The following is a 15,860-nucleotide window of genomic DNA, read 5'->3' as shown; positions in this document are numbered from 1 at the left end:
AGGCGTGATGCCTGAAAGCCAGCTTCCTAAAGCGCTCGATTCGCTGCGCGCGGCGGTACTGATGTATGACGACCAGGAGCGTCTGATCGCCTTCAACAAGCAGGTGGTGCGCTTCTATCCCGGCATAGAGGCGCGCATTCGCCTGGGCATCACGCTGACGCAGCTGGCGGAGGATTTTATCGCCTCCGCCTATATGACGGAAAATCAGCAGAGCCGGCAGGCGATGATTGAGAATCTGGTCAGCCGCTGCCGCCTGGATAACCACAGCGAAATGCGCCGCATCGGCAACCGGCAGGTCTTTGTGCAGCACAACCGCACGCCGGAAGGCGGCATCGTCAGCCTGCATATTGATATCACGGGTTTCGAACCCATCAGCGAGTCGCGCAACCAGCTGCACGCCGACTTCGTGCTGGCGGCGGAATCCACCCAGATCGGCATCTGGGACTGGCAGCAGCAAAAAGATCTGCTGCAGGTCAACGACGCGCTGCTCAATATGCTGGGCTACCCGCGCGAGACCTGGCACTACAGCGCCAGTTTCCTCGATACGCTGCTGCATCCCGACGACCGCGAGCCGCTGCAGCAGCTCTTCTCCAGCGCCAGCAATCAGCAGCTGCCGGTGTTCGAGAGCGAGATCCGTCTGTTACACCGTAACGGAAACTATCGCTGGATGCTGCTTTCCGGCCAGGTGGCGAGCCTCACCGTCAGCGGCGAGACCGCGCGCGTCATCGGCACGCTGCAGGACATCACCAAACGCAAAGAGGCGGAAGAGCTTTCGCTACAGGCGCTGGCCGCCGCGCGGGCGGCAAACGAGGCGAAGAGTATTTTCCTCGCCAATATGAGCCACGAAATCCGCACGCCGATGAACGGCATTCTCGGCATGACCCAGCTCTGTCTCGATACCCAGCTCACCGCCGAGCAGCGCGAATATATGACGCTGGTCTACCACTCGGCCCATACGCTGCTGCGCGTCATCAACGATATTCTCGATTATTCCAAGATTGAGGCGGGCAAGATCGAGCTGGACGAGGAGGAGTTCCAGCTGCGCGGTTTTCTGCATGCGCTGATGCGGCCGCTGATGCCCAGCGCGTCGGAAAAGAATGTCGAGCTGCTGGTCAACGTCGCGCCGGACGTGCCCGATCTGCTGACGGCGGACAGCGTGCGGCTGCGACAGGTGCTGACCAATCTGGCCAGCAATGCGCTGAAGTTCACCCCTTCCGGCGAGGTAGAGCTATCCGTGCGTCGCGACGAGCAGAGCAACAGGCTGCGCTTCCAGGTGCGCGACACCGGCATCGGCATTCCCGCTGACAAGCAGCAGCTGATTTTTGAATCCTTCAGCCAGGCGGATACCTCGACCACGCGCAAATATGGCGGCACCGGGCTGGGGCTGACCATCTCGGCGCGGCTGGTGGAGATCCTGGGCGGCGAGTTGAGCGTGCAGAGCGAACCGGGCAAAGGCAGCGTGTTCAGCTTTACCCTGCCCGCGCCGCATCAACCCGTCAGCGACGCCCTGAAAACCTCGCCGCGCTTCGGCAGCGTGCCGGTGCTGGTGGTAGACGATAACGCCACCAACCGCCATATCATGAGCGATATGCTGCGCAATATGGGGCTGCTGCCGAGCCTGGCGGCCAGCGCCGACGAGGCGCTGGCGATTCTACAGCAACATCCCGGCTTTTCGCTGATCCTGCTGGATGCGCAGATGCCGGATAAAGACGGCATGACGCTGGCGCAGGAGATCAAAGCGACGCCCGCGCTGGCCGACAGCCAGATCATTATGCTCAGTTCGATGAGCCGCGTGATGGACGCCGATCAGCTCGCCCGCATCGGCGTGAACTACTTTCTCGGCAAACCTGTTGACCAGCGCGAGCTGTATGACGTCATCAGACAGGCGCTGGCGCTTCAGCCCACCAGCGCCGTCGCGCCCCTTGCGCCGCCGCGCGAGCTTGCCGCCAGCGCGGAGCGGCCGCTGCGCATTCTGCTGGCTGAGGATAACCTGGTGAACCAGAAGCTGGCCGCGCATTTCCTGACGCGGCTCGGCCATCAGTTCGCCATTGTCGGCAACGGCCTCGAAGCGCTGGAGCAGCTGGATAAAGCGAGCTGGGATCTGATCCTGATGGATTTGCAGATGCCTGAACTGGATGGCGAGCAGGCGACGCGCCTGATCCGCGAGCGCGAAGCGAGCCGTCCCGGACAGGCGCACCAGCGCATCATCGCCATGACGGCGCACGCCATGAAGGGCGATAAAGAGTTTTGCCTGCAGCACGGCTTCGACGGCTATCTGTCGAAGCCGGTCAGCCTGGAATCGCTAAATGACGAGATCCTGCGCGTGGTCACGCTGCCGACGCCCGCGCAGCCCGCCGCGCCCTCGCCGCCGCCCGATCGGCAGACGCTGGCGGCGCGGCTCGGTCTGGACGACGCGCTGCTGAGCGAGCTGCTGGCGCTGTTCGCTGACGGACTGCCGGAGATGATCGCGCAGCTGAAAAGCGCGCTCTGCGAACAGGATATGACCCGCATACGCCGGCTGGCGCATAAGCTGCGCGGTGAAGCCTCCACTTTTGGCTTCGACGCCTTCACGCGCTATCTACAGGCGCTGGAGGAGTCGGCGCGCGATGAGGCGCAGCTGGAGAGCGCCGCGCTGACAACCGAACTTGAGCAGCAGTCGGATGCGCTCTTCACTCAACTACGCCACCTGCAGGAGAAGCTATGATGCGTTACGCCCTGGCGCTGAGCGTCCTGATTTGCGCGCCGCTGTACGCCGCGCCGCTTCCGCCGCCGCAGAGCTGGTCGCTGGCGGGCGAGTGGCGCGCCCATGACGGCAACGACGCCGATTTTGTCGGCTGGCGCGGCAGCGATCGGACGTGGCGCAAGCTGCGCGTGCCGGCAAACTGGTACAGCGCCGGCTGGGATCATCAGGGCGCGCTCTGGTATCGCACCGAATTTTCCCTGCGCAAGCCGGACGCCGATCGGCTGGCGACGCTGGAGTTCGACGGCGTTGACTACTTTGCCGACGTCTGGCTCAACGGCAAGAAACTGGCGCGGCATGAAGGCTATTTTCAGCGCTTCGCCGTCGATATTACCGACAGCCTGAGGCGCTATAACCGGCTGGCGGTGCGCGTCGACAGCCCGTTCGAAGATCCGCAAAAGAACTGGCCGCTGCGCAAAAACCTGATGAAAGGCATTCTGAACCAGCACGACTCCCGGCCTGGGGGCGCCTGGTCGCCGCAGGGGCAGGACGCCAACTCCGGCGGCATCTGGTCGCCGGTGAGATTACGCCTCAGCCGCAGCGTGGCGATCGATAATGTGATCCTCAGGCCCGACTGGTCGCAGGGGCTGACGCAGCCGCGCCTGCGCGTCGAGTTCGTCTATCGCGCCCCGGCGGCGAAGGCGGCGACGCTGGATCTCACCGCGCGGCCCGATAATTTCAGCGGCGAAACCTATCGCCTCTCGCAGGCCGTGGCGCTGCAGCCGAGCGGCGACGCAGCGCAGCGCATCGCCGTCACGCTGCCGATGCCGAAGGCGCAGCTCTGGTGGCCGAAGGGCTACGGCAAGCCCGCGCTCTATCAGGTCGAGGTGAAACTGCGCGACGACCAGGGCGTACTCGACCAGCGCAGCAGCCGCACCGGACTGCGTCAGGTGGTGGAGCAGGCGCAAAATCAGGGCTGGCTGGTTAACGGCCAGCGGCTGTTTATTCGCGGCACCAACTACATCGGCTCACCCTGGCTCAGCACCATGACCAGGGCGCGCTACGCGCGCGATTTCGATATGGTGGAGCGGATGAACGCCAACGCCATCCGCGTGCATGGTCATGTGGCGGGCCGCGCGCTCTACCAGGCGGCAGACGAGCGCGGGCTGATGATCTGGCAGGATGTGCCGCTGCAGTGGGGCTATAACGATACGGCCGCCTTCGCCGACAACGCGGTCAGACAGACGCAGGAGATGGTGGAGCAGTTCGGCAACTCGCCTGCGGTGGTGGTCTGGGGCGGACAAAACGAACCGCCGTTCAACTCGCCGTGGATGGGCAAGCGCTTTCCCGACTGGCATCAGGATCTCAACCGCAACCTGATGCAGCGCGTCGCCGATACGCTGGCGCAGGACACCAGCCGCATTGTGCACCCCTTCTCCGCCGTTGAAGAGCACTACTGGGCAGGCTGGTATTTCGGCTCGCTGGCGAATCTGCTGGAGCCGGCGAAAACCGCCACCATCACCGAGTTCGGCGCTCAGGCGCTGCCCCGGCTCGCCACGCTGCGCACCTTTATTCCGCGCAGCGATCTCTGGCCTGCCACTACCCAGCCGGGCGATCCGAAGTGGGCGCGCTGGAAGTATCATAATTTTCAGCCTATCCAGACTTTTCAGAACGCGAAAATTTCCCGCGGCGACTCTATTCAGAGCTTTATCGCCAATACCCAGCGCTATCAGGCGCGGCTGGTCGCCATCGCTGCGGAAAGCTACCGGCGTCAGCGTTTTCAGCCGGTCACCGCGCTGTTTCAGTTTATGTTCGTGGAGACCTGGCCCTCCGCTAACTGGGGCGTCGTTGACTATTTGCGCCAGCCGAAAGCGGGCTACTTTGCGATGCAGCGCGCCTATCAGCCGCTGCTGCCGTCGATAGAGCCCAGCAGGCTCGACTGGAAGGCAGGCCAGCCGGGGCAAATCAACCTGTGGGCCATTAACGATCTGCCGGTCGCTTACCACGGCAGCCAGCTGGAGTGGCGCATTGTCCAGGGCGACAGCGTGCTGGCGCAGGGCAAGCAGCCGGTTGATATCGCCGCCGACAGCGGTAAAAAAGTGGTTGAGCTTCCGGTGACACCGTCACGCACGGGAGCGCTGCGCGTTACGACGCGTATTGTCGATAGCGACAATAAAACCCTGGCGCGTAATCAGATGGAGTTTGGCGTGACGCCGTAAACCGCCGGTTCTGCTGCGAGCTGGGCGAGCCAGGCTATCACCGCTTCGCTGCCCGGCTGGCTGCGCGAGCGCTGCGGCCAGGCGAGATAATAGGCTTTGCTGAGCGGCAGGCTCAGCGCATCAATCGCCACCAGATCGCCGCGCGCCAGCTCCGCGGCGATCAGCCGTTTCTGCCCTAACAGCAAACCCGCGCCGGCGACCGCGGCGTCAATCGCCAGCGAAGTCAGGTTAAAGCTGAGCGATGGCCGTGTCGTCGGCGTCGCCGCGCCTCTGGCCTGCTGCCAGCTACGCCAGTCCGGCAGAAAACGCCCCTCATTGCCCCAGTCGAGATGAATCAACGGCGCCTGTTCCAGCGCGTGCCCCAGCGGATAGCGCTGAAGCAGCGACGGGCTGGCCACGGGCATCACCTCATCCACAAACAGGCGCTGCTTATCGAGCTGCGGATAGCGCTCCTCGCCGAAACAGATCACGAAATCGGCCGGCGTGGCGTTGAAATCCACCTGCGCGTGGGTGCCGTGCAGCGAGAGATCGATATCGGGACAGCGTTCGCGCCACTGCATAATATTGGGCAACAGCCACTTTGAGGCCAGCGCCGGCAGCGCATAGAGCGTCAGCTTCGGCATGACGGCGGCGTGCCGCAGGTTCTGCTGCCCGAGCTGCAAAATATCGAAGGCTTCGCTCACATAGCGCAGGTACTCTTTGCCGGTTTCCGTGAGCATAACGCCGCTCTGCGTGCGCAGGAAAAGCGCGCTGCCGAGCTGCTCCTCTAACTGACGGATCTGCTGGCTTACCGCAGCGGGCGTCAGCGCCAGCTGGGCGGCCGCTTTCGCCAGGCTGCCCAGCTCGGCGGCGACCTTGAACGACTGAATAACGCTGATTTTAGGTAAACGCGGCGACTGAGCGGGCATTAATCTTTCCTTAACAGGTCGTTAAATAACTATCGTTATGCAGCAACATATCAGCGGGTTACAGTTTTTATCCACCTGCTATGATGAGAACCGCCGCTATGAACTTGATCCGTTTCGATTTACACCCGCTTGCCGACGCCCGCTGGCGGCGCGATTGCCGCGAACAGCTCAATCAGCACGGCGCGCTGGTGCTGCGTCAGTTTTTACAGCCTGCCGCGCTGCAGGCGATCGTTGCCGAAGGCGAGGCGCAGCGCCATCTGGCTTTCCACACCCTCAGCAAGCACAACGTCTATCTGATGAAACCCGATGCGGCCTACAGCGCCGATCACCCGCGCAATCGCGATGTGAACAGCACCAAAGGCTGTATTACCGACGATCTGATCGCCGCCGCGTCGCCGCTGCGCCAGCTCTACAACGACGCGCTGTTTAAACAGTTCCTGTGCGATGTGCTGGGAGAAAGCGCGCTCTACCCCTACGCCGATCCGCTCTCCTCCATCAACCTGCACTACGCCCCTGACGGGCAGGAGCTTGGCTGGCACTTTGACAACTCCTCTTTCGCCATCACCCTGCTGGTGCAGAAGCCGCGCGGCGGCGGCCTGTTCCAGTATGTGAAGGATCTGCGTGACGCCGAGGCTGGCGAGATGAACTTCGACGGCGTGGCCGAGGTGCTGGATCAGCGCCGGCCGGTGGCGGCGCTGGAGATCGACCCCGGCGACCTGGTGCTGTTTCGCGGCCGCAATTCGCTGCACCGGGTAACGCCGACCGAAGGCGATATCACGCGTATGCTGGCCGTGCTGGCGTACAATACCCAGCCGGGCGTCGCGCTCTCCGAGACGGCGCGCATGACCTTTTACGGACGGCTGTGATCCAGACCGAGTAAACCGTTCCAGCCGCGCGTAAAAATCTGCTGGGTGCGAAAGGCCGCCAGATCGCGCCAGTCGCGGTCTGCTGGCCAGAACCCTTCTACCAGCTGTTGTTTGATGGCGCGCCCTGCCTCGCTGGCCGCATCGCCCTGCAAGTGCAGCCAGTGATCGTCGCGCACGCGGCGATGCATCTCCTCGCCGGGAAAGGTGCCGCACTCCACCACCAGCGGCAAAATATACGTATCGGGCAAGGCGTCCAGCAGGAACTGCGAGAGATAGCCGGTGGCGGTGGCGGTTACGCCGGTTTCGCTCTCTCGTCCGGCGCCGGTGAACAGCAGAGTCAGCCATTCGCCATACAGCGTTTTCCCCCACTGATGTGCGGCGACGGGACGTTCGGCGATCGAGAGCAGCATCGGATGTCCCCACGCGCCCGCGCCGGTATGCAAATCGAAGCTGAGAATGGTCGTCGCGCGCGCGAGATGATGTTCAACAATCGCTTGCAGAGTGCGGTAAGACCAGCTGGGCTGCGCGCCGCCATAAAACAGGCCGTCGGCAAAATGATACTGCCCCGCTTCCACCACCGGCTTTATCGTGGCCCAGCCCGCGCCGTCGAGGGCCGCCTGCAGCAGCCGATCGGCCTGAGCGCGTTCGCCGTGGTAAAAAGGGTGATAGTCGGCATAGGCTGCATTCGCGGGCGGCGTCTGGGCGAAGTCGATAAAATTGCGATTGAGATCGATGTTGTCTTCATTGACGCGCCGCAGATGCGCGGCGCCCCAGGGATTGAGCAGATGCAGCAGCACGATCGCGGTGTCGTCGGGCAAGGCGGTGAGATGAAAGCGATTGAGCCACGCAATCTGGCTGTCGGAGCCGTAATAACCCTCTACGCCGTGGGTGCCGGAAATAATCAGCATCAGGTTAGCGGCCTGGGGATCGCCCAGCACCGCGACATCGGTGAAAAGCGCTTCGCCTTGCGGGCCGGGCAGCGGATGCCGGTAAGCGGTCAGAACGCCCTTCTGGCGCTCGACGGCGGCGACAAAACGGGCGCGTTGGGAAGCGTAATGCGGCAGATCGGACATGGGATTTCCTGTGGCTGGCAGCGGCGGGCCGCCCCTCAACCAGCCAGCGGCGAAGGGCGACGCGCAGCGCGGCTTATGGGTAAACCTTAAAGGCGAAATACTTTTTCGCCAGCCGATCGTAGGTGCCGTTGGCGTGCAGCTGCGCCAGCGCGTCGTTGATCAGCTTGAGATTCGCGGCGTCGCCCTTGCGCAGGCCGATGCCGACGCCGTTGCCGAGCAGTTCTTTATCGACCAGCGTCGCCTGGATCGCGTAGTTTTTGCCTTCGGGCGTATTGAGGAAGCCCTGCGCCGCCGACACCGCGTTCGCCAGCGAAGCGTCAAGCCGGCCAGCCACCAGATCCGGGTAGATCTCCATCTGGTTCGGGTAGGAGACGATATTGACGCCCTGCGCCGCCCACTTCGCTTTGGCGTAGGTTTCCTGAATGGTGCCCTGCGCCACGCCGATCGACTTGCCGCGCAGCGTGCGGATATCGTCCGTCAGCGCGCTGTTCTTCGGCGTCAGCAGCGCGCTGGGCGTGTTGTAGATCATCGCGCTGAAGTCGACCTGCTCGCGGCGTTTTTCCGTCATCGACATCGCCGACAGGATCGCATCGAACTTCTTCGCCTGCAGCGCGGGAATGCTGCTGTCAAAGCCGATCTGCACCCACTGGCAGGTGACCTTCGCCTGCGCGCAGATGGCGTTGCCCAGCTCGATATCAAAACCCTGCAGCGAGCCATCGCTGGCTTTGGATTCAAACGGCGGAAAAGTCGGATCGACGCCAAAGCGCAGCGTCTGGTCGGCCAGCGCAAACGGGCTTAACGCGCCCAGCGACAGCAGTAAAGCGAAGGACAGACTCTTTTTCATTATTCTCTCCAGCAGGCGGGCAAGGATAAAACGTCATCCAGAGTTAATAGCATGTCGGGCATGCGGCCACCACCGAAAAAGCGAGCCGATCTAGAGTTAATTCTTATATTTGTTAATACGTTAGCGAATTTATCCGCCCCATTAAGTTTTGCTTAACGCCTGCTTTTTTATGCCGCGCTTGCTCTGTCCTTCGCCTGACCGCCGAGGCGATCATGAAAATGCTTCATGTTCGTTGAATTTATATCACTTTTCGTTGATTCCCGACTCAGGCATAAAAGATACATGGATGTTAAGTATTGGTAACGCGAAAAGTTGTGAACGAGATAGCAGCTTAACAAATCGGGATATCCTGAAAAGAAAGAATTAACGCCAGATTGTCCATCACTCATTAGGATGCCAGATTAAAATGACCCAGCCCTGCAACTTTACGATTAAAACGCTTCGTTTCGACGAAAATTATAATCCCTCGGAAAATACGCGCATCACCACCAACTTTGCCAATTTGGCCCGAGGTGAAAAACGCCAGCAGAATCTGCGCAACGCGCTGGCGATGATTGACAACCGTTTCAATTCGCTGGCGCAGTGGGATAACCCGAACAGCGATCGCTATGCCGTCGAAGTCGATATTATTTCCGCTGAAATGATTATCGAGACGGAGGGCCGCCGCGCAACCTTTCCGGTGATTGAAATATTAAGACCTACTATCATCGACCGCAAAACCAGCCAGCGTATCGAAGGTATTCCAGGCAATAACTTCTCGTCTTACGTGCGCGATTACGATTTCAGCGTACGGCTCCATGAGCACAACAGAAATAAAGCGGAATTCACCCTTCCTGAGGATTTCGGCGATCTGCACGGCGCCATCTTCAAGGGATTCGTTGCGTCGGCGGCTTATAAAGAGTGCTTTCAAAAGTCGCCGGTTATCTGCCTGAGCGTTTCCAGCAAAAACGTTTATCACCGCACCAATAATCATCACCCGGTGCTGGGCGTCGAATATCAGCAAGACCAGCCCTCATTAACCGACCGCTACTTTGCCAAAATGGGGCTACAGGTGCGCTATTTTATGCCGCTCAATAGCGTCGCCCCGCTGGCCTTCTATTTTAGCGGCGACCTGCTGGCCGACTACAGCAACCTCGAGCTGATTGGCACCATCAGCACCATGGAGACGTTCCAGAAAATTTACCGGCCTGAGATCTATAACGCCAATTCAGCGGCGGGAAAATGCTATCAGCCGGATCTGAATCATCAGGATTACTCTTTAACGCGCATTGTTTACGACCGCGAAGAACGTAGCCAGCTGGCCGTTGAGCAGGGTAAGTTCACCGAAGAGAACTTTATCAAACCCTATCAGACGCTTCTTGAGCAATGGGCTGTTCATTCCGTTCTTTGATTATTTAACCGACAGGGTCACGTTTAATGAAAAAGTTATTACCTACCTCTACCGCCGGCAGCTTGCCTAAACCTTCCTGGCTGGCGCAGCCAGAGGTGCTCTGGTCGCCGTGGAAATTAGAGGGTCGCGAATTAGTCGACGGCAAAAACGATGCCCTGCGCTTATGCCTGGCGGATCAGCTTCAGGCCGGTATCGATATCGTCAGCGATGGCGAGCAGACGCGGCAGCATTTCGTCACTACCTTTATCGAACACCTGAGCGGCGTCGATTTTGAAAAGCGCGAGATCGTGAAAATTCGCGATCGCTACGACGCCAGCGTGCCGACCGTGGTTGGCGAAGTGAGCCGTCCGAAGCCGGTTTTCGTCGAGGATGCGAAATTCTTACGTCAGCAGACCAGCCAGCCGATTAAATGGGCGCTGCCTGGTCCGATGACGATGATCGATACGCTTTACGATAGCCACTATAAGAGCCGCGAAAAACTGGCGTGGAAGTTCGCCGAAATTCTTAACCAGGAAGCGAAAGAACTTGAGGCGGCCGGCGTGGATATTATCCAGTTCGACGAGCCTGCCTTTAACGTTTTCTTCGATGAAGTGAATGACTGGGGCATCGCGACGCTGGAGCGGGCCATTGAAGGCCTGAAGTGCGAAACGGCGGTGCATATCTGCTACGGCTACGGCATCAAAGCCAATACCGACTGGAAAAAGACGCTGGGAACGGAATGGCGTCAGTATGAAGAGATCTTCCCGAAGCTGCAGAAATCGAATATCGATATCGTGTCGCTGGAGTGTCAGAACTCGCGCGTGCCGATGGATCTGATTGAGCTGATTCGCGGCAAAAAAGTGATGGTGGGCGCCATCGACGTGGCGACCAACACCGTCGAGACGCCGGAAGAAGTGGCCGCCACCCTGCGCAAGGCGCTGCAGTTTGTCGACGCCGATAAGCTCTATCCCTGCACCAACTGCGGCATGATCCCGCTGCCGCGCCACGTGGCGAACGGCAAGCTCAATGCGTTGAGCGCGGGCGCTGAGATTGTCAGAAAAGAGCTTCTGGCGAAGTAACGTCGGGACGCGCGCTACGTGAAAATGCAGCCCGGGCAGGCACCGCCTGACCGGGCTGCAGCGCAGACTCTCGCCATAAGATGAAGCCAGGCTTCCCTCCACGCGCCTCAGCAGCCCATATCTGAAAATAATTTTATCCCTCTGCATCCATTCCCCCTTCTCGCGCGTATATCCCTTTGTGAGCAACCTTATTGCTCCTTAAACGAGGATATATGATGAAAAAGTTAACCAGCCTTTCCGTTGTGTTCGCCGCGCTTTTCGCTTCAGCAGGCGCATGGGCCGCGATGAACAGTGACGCAGTGATGGTCGGCGGCGCAGCGATGTATCCGCAGAAAAATATCGTCGAAAACGCATTAAATTCTAAAGATCACACCACGCTGGTGGCGGCCGTTAAGGCGGCGGGTCTGGCCGAGACTTTACAGGGCAAAGGGCCGTTTACGGTATTTGCGCCGACCAACGCGGCATTCGCCAAATTGCCTGCGGGCGCGGTAGATGGCCTGCTTAAACCGGAAAACAAGGCAAAGCTCAGCAGCGTGCTGACCTATCACGTCGTAGCGGGAAAATATGACATGAAGGCGCTGGAACAGAAAATTAAACAGGGCGGCGGCCATGCCGAACTGAAAATGGTAAACGGTCAGCCGCTGTGGATTATGAATAACGGCCCGCACAATATTCAGCTTAAAGATGCTCAGGGCAATATCGCCAGTATCAGCACCTATGACGTCTATCAGAAGAACGGCGTGATTAACGTTATCGATACTGTTCTGATGCCGAAGTAATTGCCTATACTCGGACTGGCGCTAAACCATTCCGGAAAGAATATGGACTCCACGCAGGCTGAGCAGCTTAATCAGTTAATGAAAGCGGTCGTCAAGGGCGACCGCCTCGCGTTTGAGCGGCTCTATCGCATCACCTCCCCTTATCTGTTCGCCGTCGCGTTACGGACTTTGCGCAATCGCGCCTGGGCGGAGGATGTCCTGCACGACTGCTTCATTACGGTCTGGAACAATGCCTCGACCTTTAATCACGCGCTCAGTTCGCCCATGACCTGGATGACCCATATCGTGCGCAACCGCTGCATTGACTGGCTGCGCAGCAGCGCGGTACGGCCAGCGCCGTCTGACGAGGCGGCAGGCGACGAGTGGGATAAACCTGCAACAGGCCTGCATGATGAGGCGCGCGACAGCGACCAGGCGGAGCGTCTTCATCGCTGCCTGAAAAATTTAAGCAGCGAACAGCGGCAGACAATCTCCCTGGCCTACTATCAGGGCATGTCGCATAGCGATATCGCCGACTGGCTGCAGCAGCCCGTCGGCTCGGTTAAAAGCTGGATCCGCCGCGGTCTGGCGCATCTGCGGGAGTGCGTGGGACTATGAGCCTAAACGATCGGCGCGACCAGGCGCTGGCGGCGGAGTATGCGCTGGGCACGCTGCGCGGCGCGGCCAGGCTGCGTTTTCAGCGCAGGCTGAAGAGCGAGCCGGCGCTGGCCGAGGAAACGGCGCGCTGGGCCGCTCTGTTGCGCGGTATGGACAGTCATCTGGCGCCGGTGACGCCGCCGGAAGCGGTATGGAAAAAAATCGCGCTCGCGCTCCCGGAGAAAAAGCCAGCGCCGCGCTATGGGCGCGCCCTTCCCTGGCTTACCGCTGCCGGGCTGGTGCTCGCCGTGCTCCTTTACGCGTTCGCCTTCCGTCCGCCCGCGCTGACGCCGCTCACCGTGCTCAACGGCGCCCAGCAAACCGGCCAGTGGATCGTCAGCGCGAACGGCGCGCGCGATCGCATCAGACTCTCGCCTGTCGAAGTAATGGCTGTTGCGCCTGATAAAAGCCTGCAGCTGTGGGTGATACCCGCGGGCCAGCCGCCCGTGTCACTCGGTCTGATTACGGGCGAGTCGGTCAACGATATCGCTATTGCCCGGCAGCTTTCGATGAAAAACGCGGTGCTGGCGGTGAGTCTGGAGCCAAAAGGCGGCTCGAAAACGGGGCTGCCGACAGGGCCGGTGTTGTACAGCGCGAAGCTATAGCCGGGCTACATGCTGTCAGGACTCATGCCGCTTAATCCACGTGCAGGCTAATGCCGAGCCGTTTCGCTTCCATCGTTAAAATCTTCTCTCCCATTGACAGATTGCCTTCGTGCAGACGGTCAAATAGCTTGCCGAAGAGAAAAATGGTCAGGTAATCGGCGTTTGCCGGCGAGTGCTGAGTAAAGTGAATGTCGGCTGCATCAAACTCCGCATTGGCGGCGGACTCCGTTTCGGCGATAACCTCGGCGACCCGTCTGATTAACGCCTCCTCGTGACGCGTCAGCGTCTCCATGATTATCCGCTGTTCTTCTTGCGTGAATGGCTGGTCCATCTTATTTTCCTCATTGAATGACGGCATAACAGTTATTATAAAATGAAATCGCTGACTCACGGCTCAGGTTCATTGCGGCTGGGTTTGCACAGTCACTATTATTTAACAGGTAACAACCACCATGGCTTTGATCCCCAAAAACTACGCGCGGCTGGAAAGCGGCTACCGCGAGAAAGCGCTGAAAATCTATCCGTGGGTGTGCGGACGCTGCGCGCGCGAGTTTGTTTACTCCAACCTGCGCGAGCTTACCGTTCATCATATCGACCACGACCACACGAATAATCCCGAAGATGGCAGCAACTGGGAGCTTTTGTGCCTCTACTGTCATGACCATGAACACTCGAAGTACACCGAAGCGGACCAGTACGGCACCCGCGTGGTGGCGGGAGAAGATGCGCAAAAAGATATCGGCGCCGCCACCTATAATCCCTTCGCTGACCTGCAGGCGATGCTCAATAAGAAAAAATAAGGTCGTCAACTGCGGTAGCCAGCAGGTCGCGCGCCGCGCGGAAAAGCATAAAAAAATCCGGAAGCGTATTCGCTTCCGGATTTGCATTGCGCATTAACGGGACTCAGCCGGTTGCGGCCTCCCCCGCTTTTCGCATCAGAAACTCTGCCAGTCCGCCTCGTTGATCAGCGCGACGCGCTGCGGCGCAGGGGTGCGCAGACGCGCAGGCTGCACCGCTGGCGCACGCGGCGCGGCAGCGTCAAAATCGTTGCCGACGCGGAACTTGCCGACCAGCTCGGTCAGCGTGCTGGCCTGCTCCTGCAGCGACTGCGCCGCTGCCGACGCCTCTTCCACCAGCGCGGCGTTCTGCTGCGTCACGTCATCCATCTGGTTCACCGCCTGATGCACCTGCGCGATGCCCTGGCTCTGCTCGACCGCGGCGGCGGCGATTTCGCCGACCAGATCGCTCACCTGACGAATCGCGTCTTTCATTACGTCCATATTGCGGCCTACGTCGCTCGCCTGCGCAGCGCCCGCTTCCGTCAGCTGATGCGACGCTTCAATCAATGCCTTGATCTCATGAGCGGCGGCGGTTGAACGCTGCGACAGGTTTCTTACCTCGCCCGCCACGACGGCGAAGCCTTTGCCGTGCTCGCCGGCGCGCGCCGCCTCTACCGCGGCGTTGAGCGCCAGGATATTGGTCTGGAATGCAATGCCTTCGATCAGCGAAACAATCTCGTTTACCTTGCGCGAGCTGCCGCGAATATTGTCCATCGTCGCCAGCATCGTGGTCAGCGATTCGCCGCTCTTCTCCGAGAGGCTGCTGGCGTTGGCCGCCAGCTGGCTCGCCTGACGGGTATTATCCGCCGTCTGACGCACCGTCTCGCTCAGTTCGGTCATGCTGGCCGCCGTCTGCTCCAGCGACGCCGCCTGCTGCTCGGTGCGCGAAGAGAGATCCTCGTTGCCTGCGGTAATCTGCACCGATGCGCTGCTGACCGACTGCGACGCCTGATTAACCGAGGCGAGCGCCGAGGCGACGCGCTGCATCAGGTGGTTAAAGGCGCGCGCCATATTGCCAATTTCATCGCGGCGGCTTTCGTCGGCGTTCAGCGTCAGATCAAGATTGTCGCTGGCGCGCGCCATCACGTTGCCCATCGCCGACAGGCTGCGGCGAATGCGCAAAATGGTAAAGGCGGAGAAGAGGCCGAACAGCACCACGGTGGCGATGACGCCGCCGATGGTGGCCCACAGCACGGTGGTGAACTGGCTGCGGTTGGCATCGCGCAGCTGGTTGCTCGTATCGATATTCAGCGTCAGCTGTTTCTGATAGTCGGCAATCATCTGGTGAATCGCCGCGCCGACGCCCTCATTGCCTTCGATCAGCTCCAGCGTCAGGCTGTCCTGGTGCGCATGAGAGGCGGCGAGAAACGCCGGCAGCCGATCGTTGATGGCGCGCAGATTCTCATAGGCGAGGTTGGTCAGGCGTTTATCCTCGTCGTTAGAGATATCGTTGGCCATGTAGTAGTCGATCTGCGATTTGATCTGCGCCAGGCTCGCGGCGATCTCTTTTTCTACGCCGGCAAACTTCGCGTCTTCGGTCTGGCTCTGATGCTTGTAGAGCATAAGCGCCAGCTGGTTGCCTTCATCAATCATTTTCCCCAAATCTTTAATCGAGGGAATGGCGTTGGCCTGCACATACTCGAAGCGGCCCTGAAAACCGGACAGCAGCGAGATAGCCAGTACGGCCTGTAAAATAATCGCGCCAAACAGCAGCGAAAATGCCAGCAGCAGGCGTTGGGTGATGTTCATCCTGTTCTCCATAAGGTAAGCATCCCTGACCTTATGCGTTCAGGCAGGGTTTAGCCTCCTTATCATCGGCAACCCCAGGCCTTTAATTAATTTTATTACCGCGCTTTAACAATTCCCGCAGATTATCGTCATTCCGCTCAACTACAGGCTGTAGTCCAGGGCCCTGCTGCCGATAACCGAGAGAGGTATTTGGAATACCCTTTATCCATTTCTG

The 15,860-nt window shown here is 59.9% G+C and carries 14 protein-coding genes; 9 read left to right on the top strand and 5 right to left on the bottom strand.

Annotation, left to right across the window (positions count from 1 at the left end; all coding sequences use genetic code 11):
• The first annotated feature begins 7 nt into the window (after window positions 1-7).
• Window positions 8-2,704: a response regulator gene (locus AC6I7Z_RS20815; RefSeq protein WP_497815719.1), complete on the top strand. Its 2,697-nt coding sequence runs from the start codon at window positions 8-10 to the stop codon at window positions 2,702-2,704.
• Window positions 2,701-4,899 (top strand): glycoside hydrolase family 2 protein, encoded by a 2,199-nt coding sequence (locus AC6I7Z_RS20810; protein WP_497815718.1) that lies wholly within the window; start codon window positions 2,701-2,703, stop codon window positions 4,897-4,899. The genes AC6I7Z_RS20815 and AC6I7Z_RS20810 overlap by 4 nt, the downstream gene beginning before the upstream one ends.
• Here AC6I7Z_RS20810 and AC6I7Z_RS20805 read toward each other — a convergent pair.
• The gene (locus tag AC6I7Z_RS20805) at window positions 4,872-5,807 is read right to left on the bottom strand and encodes a LysR substrate-binding domain-containing protein (protein WP_497815717.1); all 936 of its coding nucleotides are present in this window, start codon (window positions 5,805-5,807) and stop codon (window positions 4,872-4,874) included. The genes AC6I7Z_RS20810 and AC6I7Z_RS20805 overlap by 28 nt on opposite strands.
• Before the next feature lie 98 nt (window positions 5,808-5,905).
• On the opposite strand from AC6I7Z_RS20805, the gene AC6I7Z_RS20800 reads away from it, so the two are divergent.
• Window positions 5,906-6,673: a HalD/BesD family halogenase gene (locus tag AC6I7Z_RS20800; RefSeq protein ID WP_497815716.1), complete on the top strand. Its 768-nt coding sequence runs from the start codon at window positions 5,906-5,908 to the stop codon at window positions 6,671-6,673.
• Here the strand turns inward: AC6I7Z_RS20800 and AC6I7Z_RS20795 are convergent.
• Both AC6I7Z_RS20795 and AC6I7Z_RS20790 read right to left on the bottom strand, forming a co-directional pair.
• Entirely contained in the window at window positions 6,658-7,746 is a 1,089-nt protein-coding gene (locus AC6I7Z_RS20795; RefSeq protein ID WP_497815715.1) for a DUF2817 domain-containing protein, read from the bottom strand. The genes AC6I7Z_RS20800 and AC6I7Z_RS20795 overlap by 16 nt on opposite strands.
• 73 nt (window positions 7,747-7,819) lie before the next feature.
• Window positions 7,820-8,590 carry a transporter substrate-binding domain-containing protein gene (locus AC6I7Z_RS20790; RefSeq protein ID WP_497815714.1) on the bottom strand — a complete coding sequence of 257 codons (771 nt, stop codon included), beginning with the start codon at window positions 8,588-8,590 and terminating at the stop codon, window positions 7,820-7,822.
• 406 nt (window positions 8,591-8,996) lie between these two features.
• On the opposite strand from AC6I7Z_RS20790, the gene AC6I7Z_RS20785 reads away from it, so the two are divergent.
• From AC6I7Z_RS20785 to AC6I7Z_RS20765, 5 genes are all read left to right on the top strand, one after another.
• Window positions 8,997-9,980: a DUF1852 domain-containing protein gene (locus AC6I7Z_RS20785; protein WP_497815713.1), complete on the top strand. Its 984-nt coding sequence runs from the start codon at window positions 8,997-8,999 to the stop codon at window positions 9,978-9,980.
• A 26-nt stretch (window positions 9,981-10,006) separates the two neighbouring features.
• The gene (locus AC6I7Z_RS20780) at window positions 10,007-11,038 is read left to right on the top strand and encodes a methionine synthase (RefSeq protein ID WP_497815712.1); all 1,032 of its coding nucleotides are present in this window, start codon (window positions 10,007-10,009) and stop codon (window positions 11,036-11,038) included.
• Window positions 11,039-11,253: 215 nt separating this feature from the next.
• On the top strand, window positions 11,254-11,817 hold the full coding sequence (locus AC6I7Z_RS20775) for a fasciclin domain-containing protein (protein WP_497815913.1): 564 nt from the start codon (window positions 11,254-11,256) through the stop codon (window positions 11,815-11,817).
• Window positions 11,818-11,859: 42 nt separating this feature from the next.
• Complete coding sequence (locus AC6I7Z_RS20770; protein ID WP_497815711.1) at window positions 11,860-12,414, top strand: RNA polymerase sigma factor; 555 nt, start codon at window positions 11,860-11,862, stop codon at window positions 12,412-12,414.
• Entirely contained in the window at window positions 12,411-13,058 is a 648-nt protein-coding gene (locus tag AC6I7Z_RS20765; protein ID WP_497815710.1) for an anti-sigma factor, read from the top strand. Before AC6I7Z_RS20770 ends, AC6I7Z_RS20765 begins: the two co-directional genes overlap by 4 nt.
• A gap of 31 nt (window positions 13,059-13,089) precedes the next feature.
• Here the strand turns inward: AC6I7Z_RS20765 and AC6I7Z_RS20760 are convergent, their stop codons facing one another.
• Complete coding sequence (locus AC6I7Z_RS20760; RefSeq protein ID WP_497815709.1) at window positions 13,090-13,389, bottom strand: hypothetical protein; 300 nt, start codon at window positions 13,387-13,389, stop codon at window positions 13,090-13,092.
• Window positions 13,390-13,510: 121 nt separating this feature from the next.
• Between AC6I7Z_RS20760 and yajD the strand changes: the two genes are divergently transcribed.
• Entirely contained in the window at window positions 13,511-13,858 is a 348-nt protein-coding gene (yajD, locus tag AC6I7Z_RS20755; protein WP_033790448.1) for an HNH nuclease YajD, read from the top strand.
• A gap of 135 nt (window positions 13,859-13,993) precedes the next feature.
• Here the strand turns inward: yajD and AC6I7Z_RS20750 are convergent, their stop codons facing one another.
• Window positions 13,994-15,646, bottom strand: a complete 1,653-nt coding sequence (locus tag AC6I7Z_RS20750) for a methyl-accepting chemotaxis protein (RefSeq protein WP_497815708.1) — start codon at window positions 15,644-15,646, stop codon at window positions 13,994-13,996.
• Window positions 15,647-15,860 lie beyond the last annotated feature (214 nt).

The sequence above is a fragment of the Pantoea sp. X-Soil-MYKO-1289 genome (genome assembly GCF_059730625.1).
This window is presented reverse-complemented; position numbering and strand designations above follow the sequence as displayed.

Bases quoted from the DNA above. Each gene is read 5' to 3' on its own strand.
- AC6I7Z_RS20765 (WP_497815710.1), top strand. From the start codon at position 12,411: ATGAGCCTAAACGATCGGCGCGACCAGGCGCTGGCGGCGGAGTATGCG.
- AC6I7Z_RS20770 (WP_497815711.1), top strand. From the start codon at position 11,860: ATGGACTCCACGCAGGCTGAGCAGCTTAATCAGTTAATGAAAGCGGTC.
- AC6I7Z_RS20810 (WP_497815718.1), top strand. From the start codon at position 2,701: ATGATGCGTTACGCCCTGGCGCTGAGCGTCCTGATTTGCGCGCCGCTG.
- AC6I7Z_RS20750 (WP_497815708.1), bottom strand. From the start codon at position 15,646: ATGAACATCACCCAACGCCTGCTGCTGGCATTTTCGCTGCTGTTTGGC.
- yajD (WP_033790448.1), top strand. From the start codon at position 13,511: ATGGCTTTGATCCCCAAAAACTACGCGCGGCTGGAAAGCGGCTACCGC.
- AC6I7Z_RS20795 (WP_497815715.1), bottom strand. From the start codon at position 7,746: ATGTCCGATCTGCCGCATTACGCTTCCCAACGCGCCCGTTTTGTCGCC.
- AC6I7Z_RS20775 (WP_497815913.1), top strand. From the start codon at position 11,254: ATGAAAAAGTTAACCAGCCTTTCCGTTGTGTTCGCCGCGCTTTTCGCT.
- AC6I7Z_RS20780 (WP_497815712.1), top strand. From the start codon at position 10,007: ATGAAAAAGTTATTACCTACCTCTACCGCCGGCAGCTTGCCTAAACCT.
- AC6I7Z_RS20785 (WP_497815713.1), top strand. From the start codon at position 8,997: ATGACCCAGCCCTGCAACTTTACGATTAAAACGCTTCGTTTCGACGAA.
- AC6I7Z_RS20805 (WP_497815717.1), bottom strand. From the start codon at position 5,807: ATGCCCGCTCAGTCGCCGCGTTTACCTAAAATCAGCGTTATTCAGTCG.
- AC6I7Z_RS20790 (WP_497815714.1), bottom strand. From the start codon at position 8,590: ATGAAAAAGAGTCTGTCCTTCGCTTTACTGCTGTCGCTGGGCGCGTTA.
- AC6I7Z_RS20800 (WP_497815716.1), top strand. From the start codon at position 5,906: ATGAACTTGATCCGTTTCGATTTACACCCGCTTGCCGACGCCCGCTGG.
- AC6I7Z_RS20815 (WP_497815719.1), top strand. From the start codon at position 8: ATGCCTGAAAGCCAGCTTCCTAAAGCGCTCGATTCGCTGCGCGCGGCG.
- AC6I7Z_RS20760 (WP_497815709.1), bottom strand. From the start codon at position 13,389: ATGGACCAGCCATTCACGCAAGAAGAACAGCGGATAATCATGGAGACG.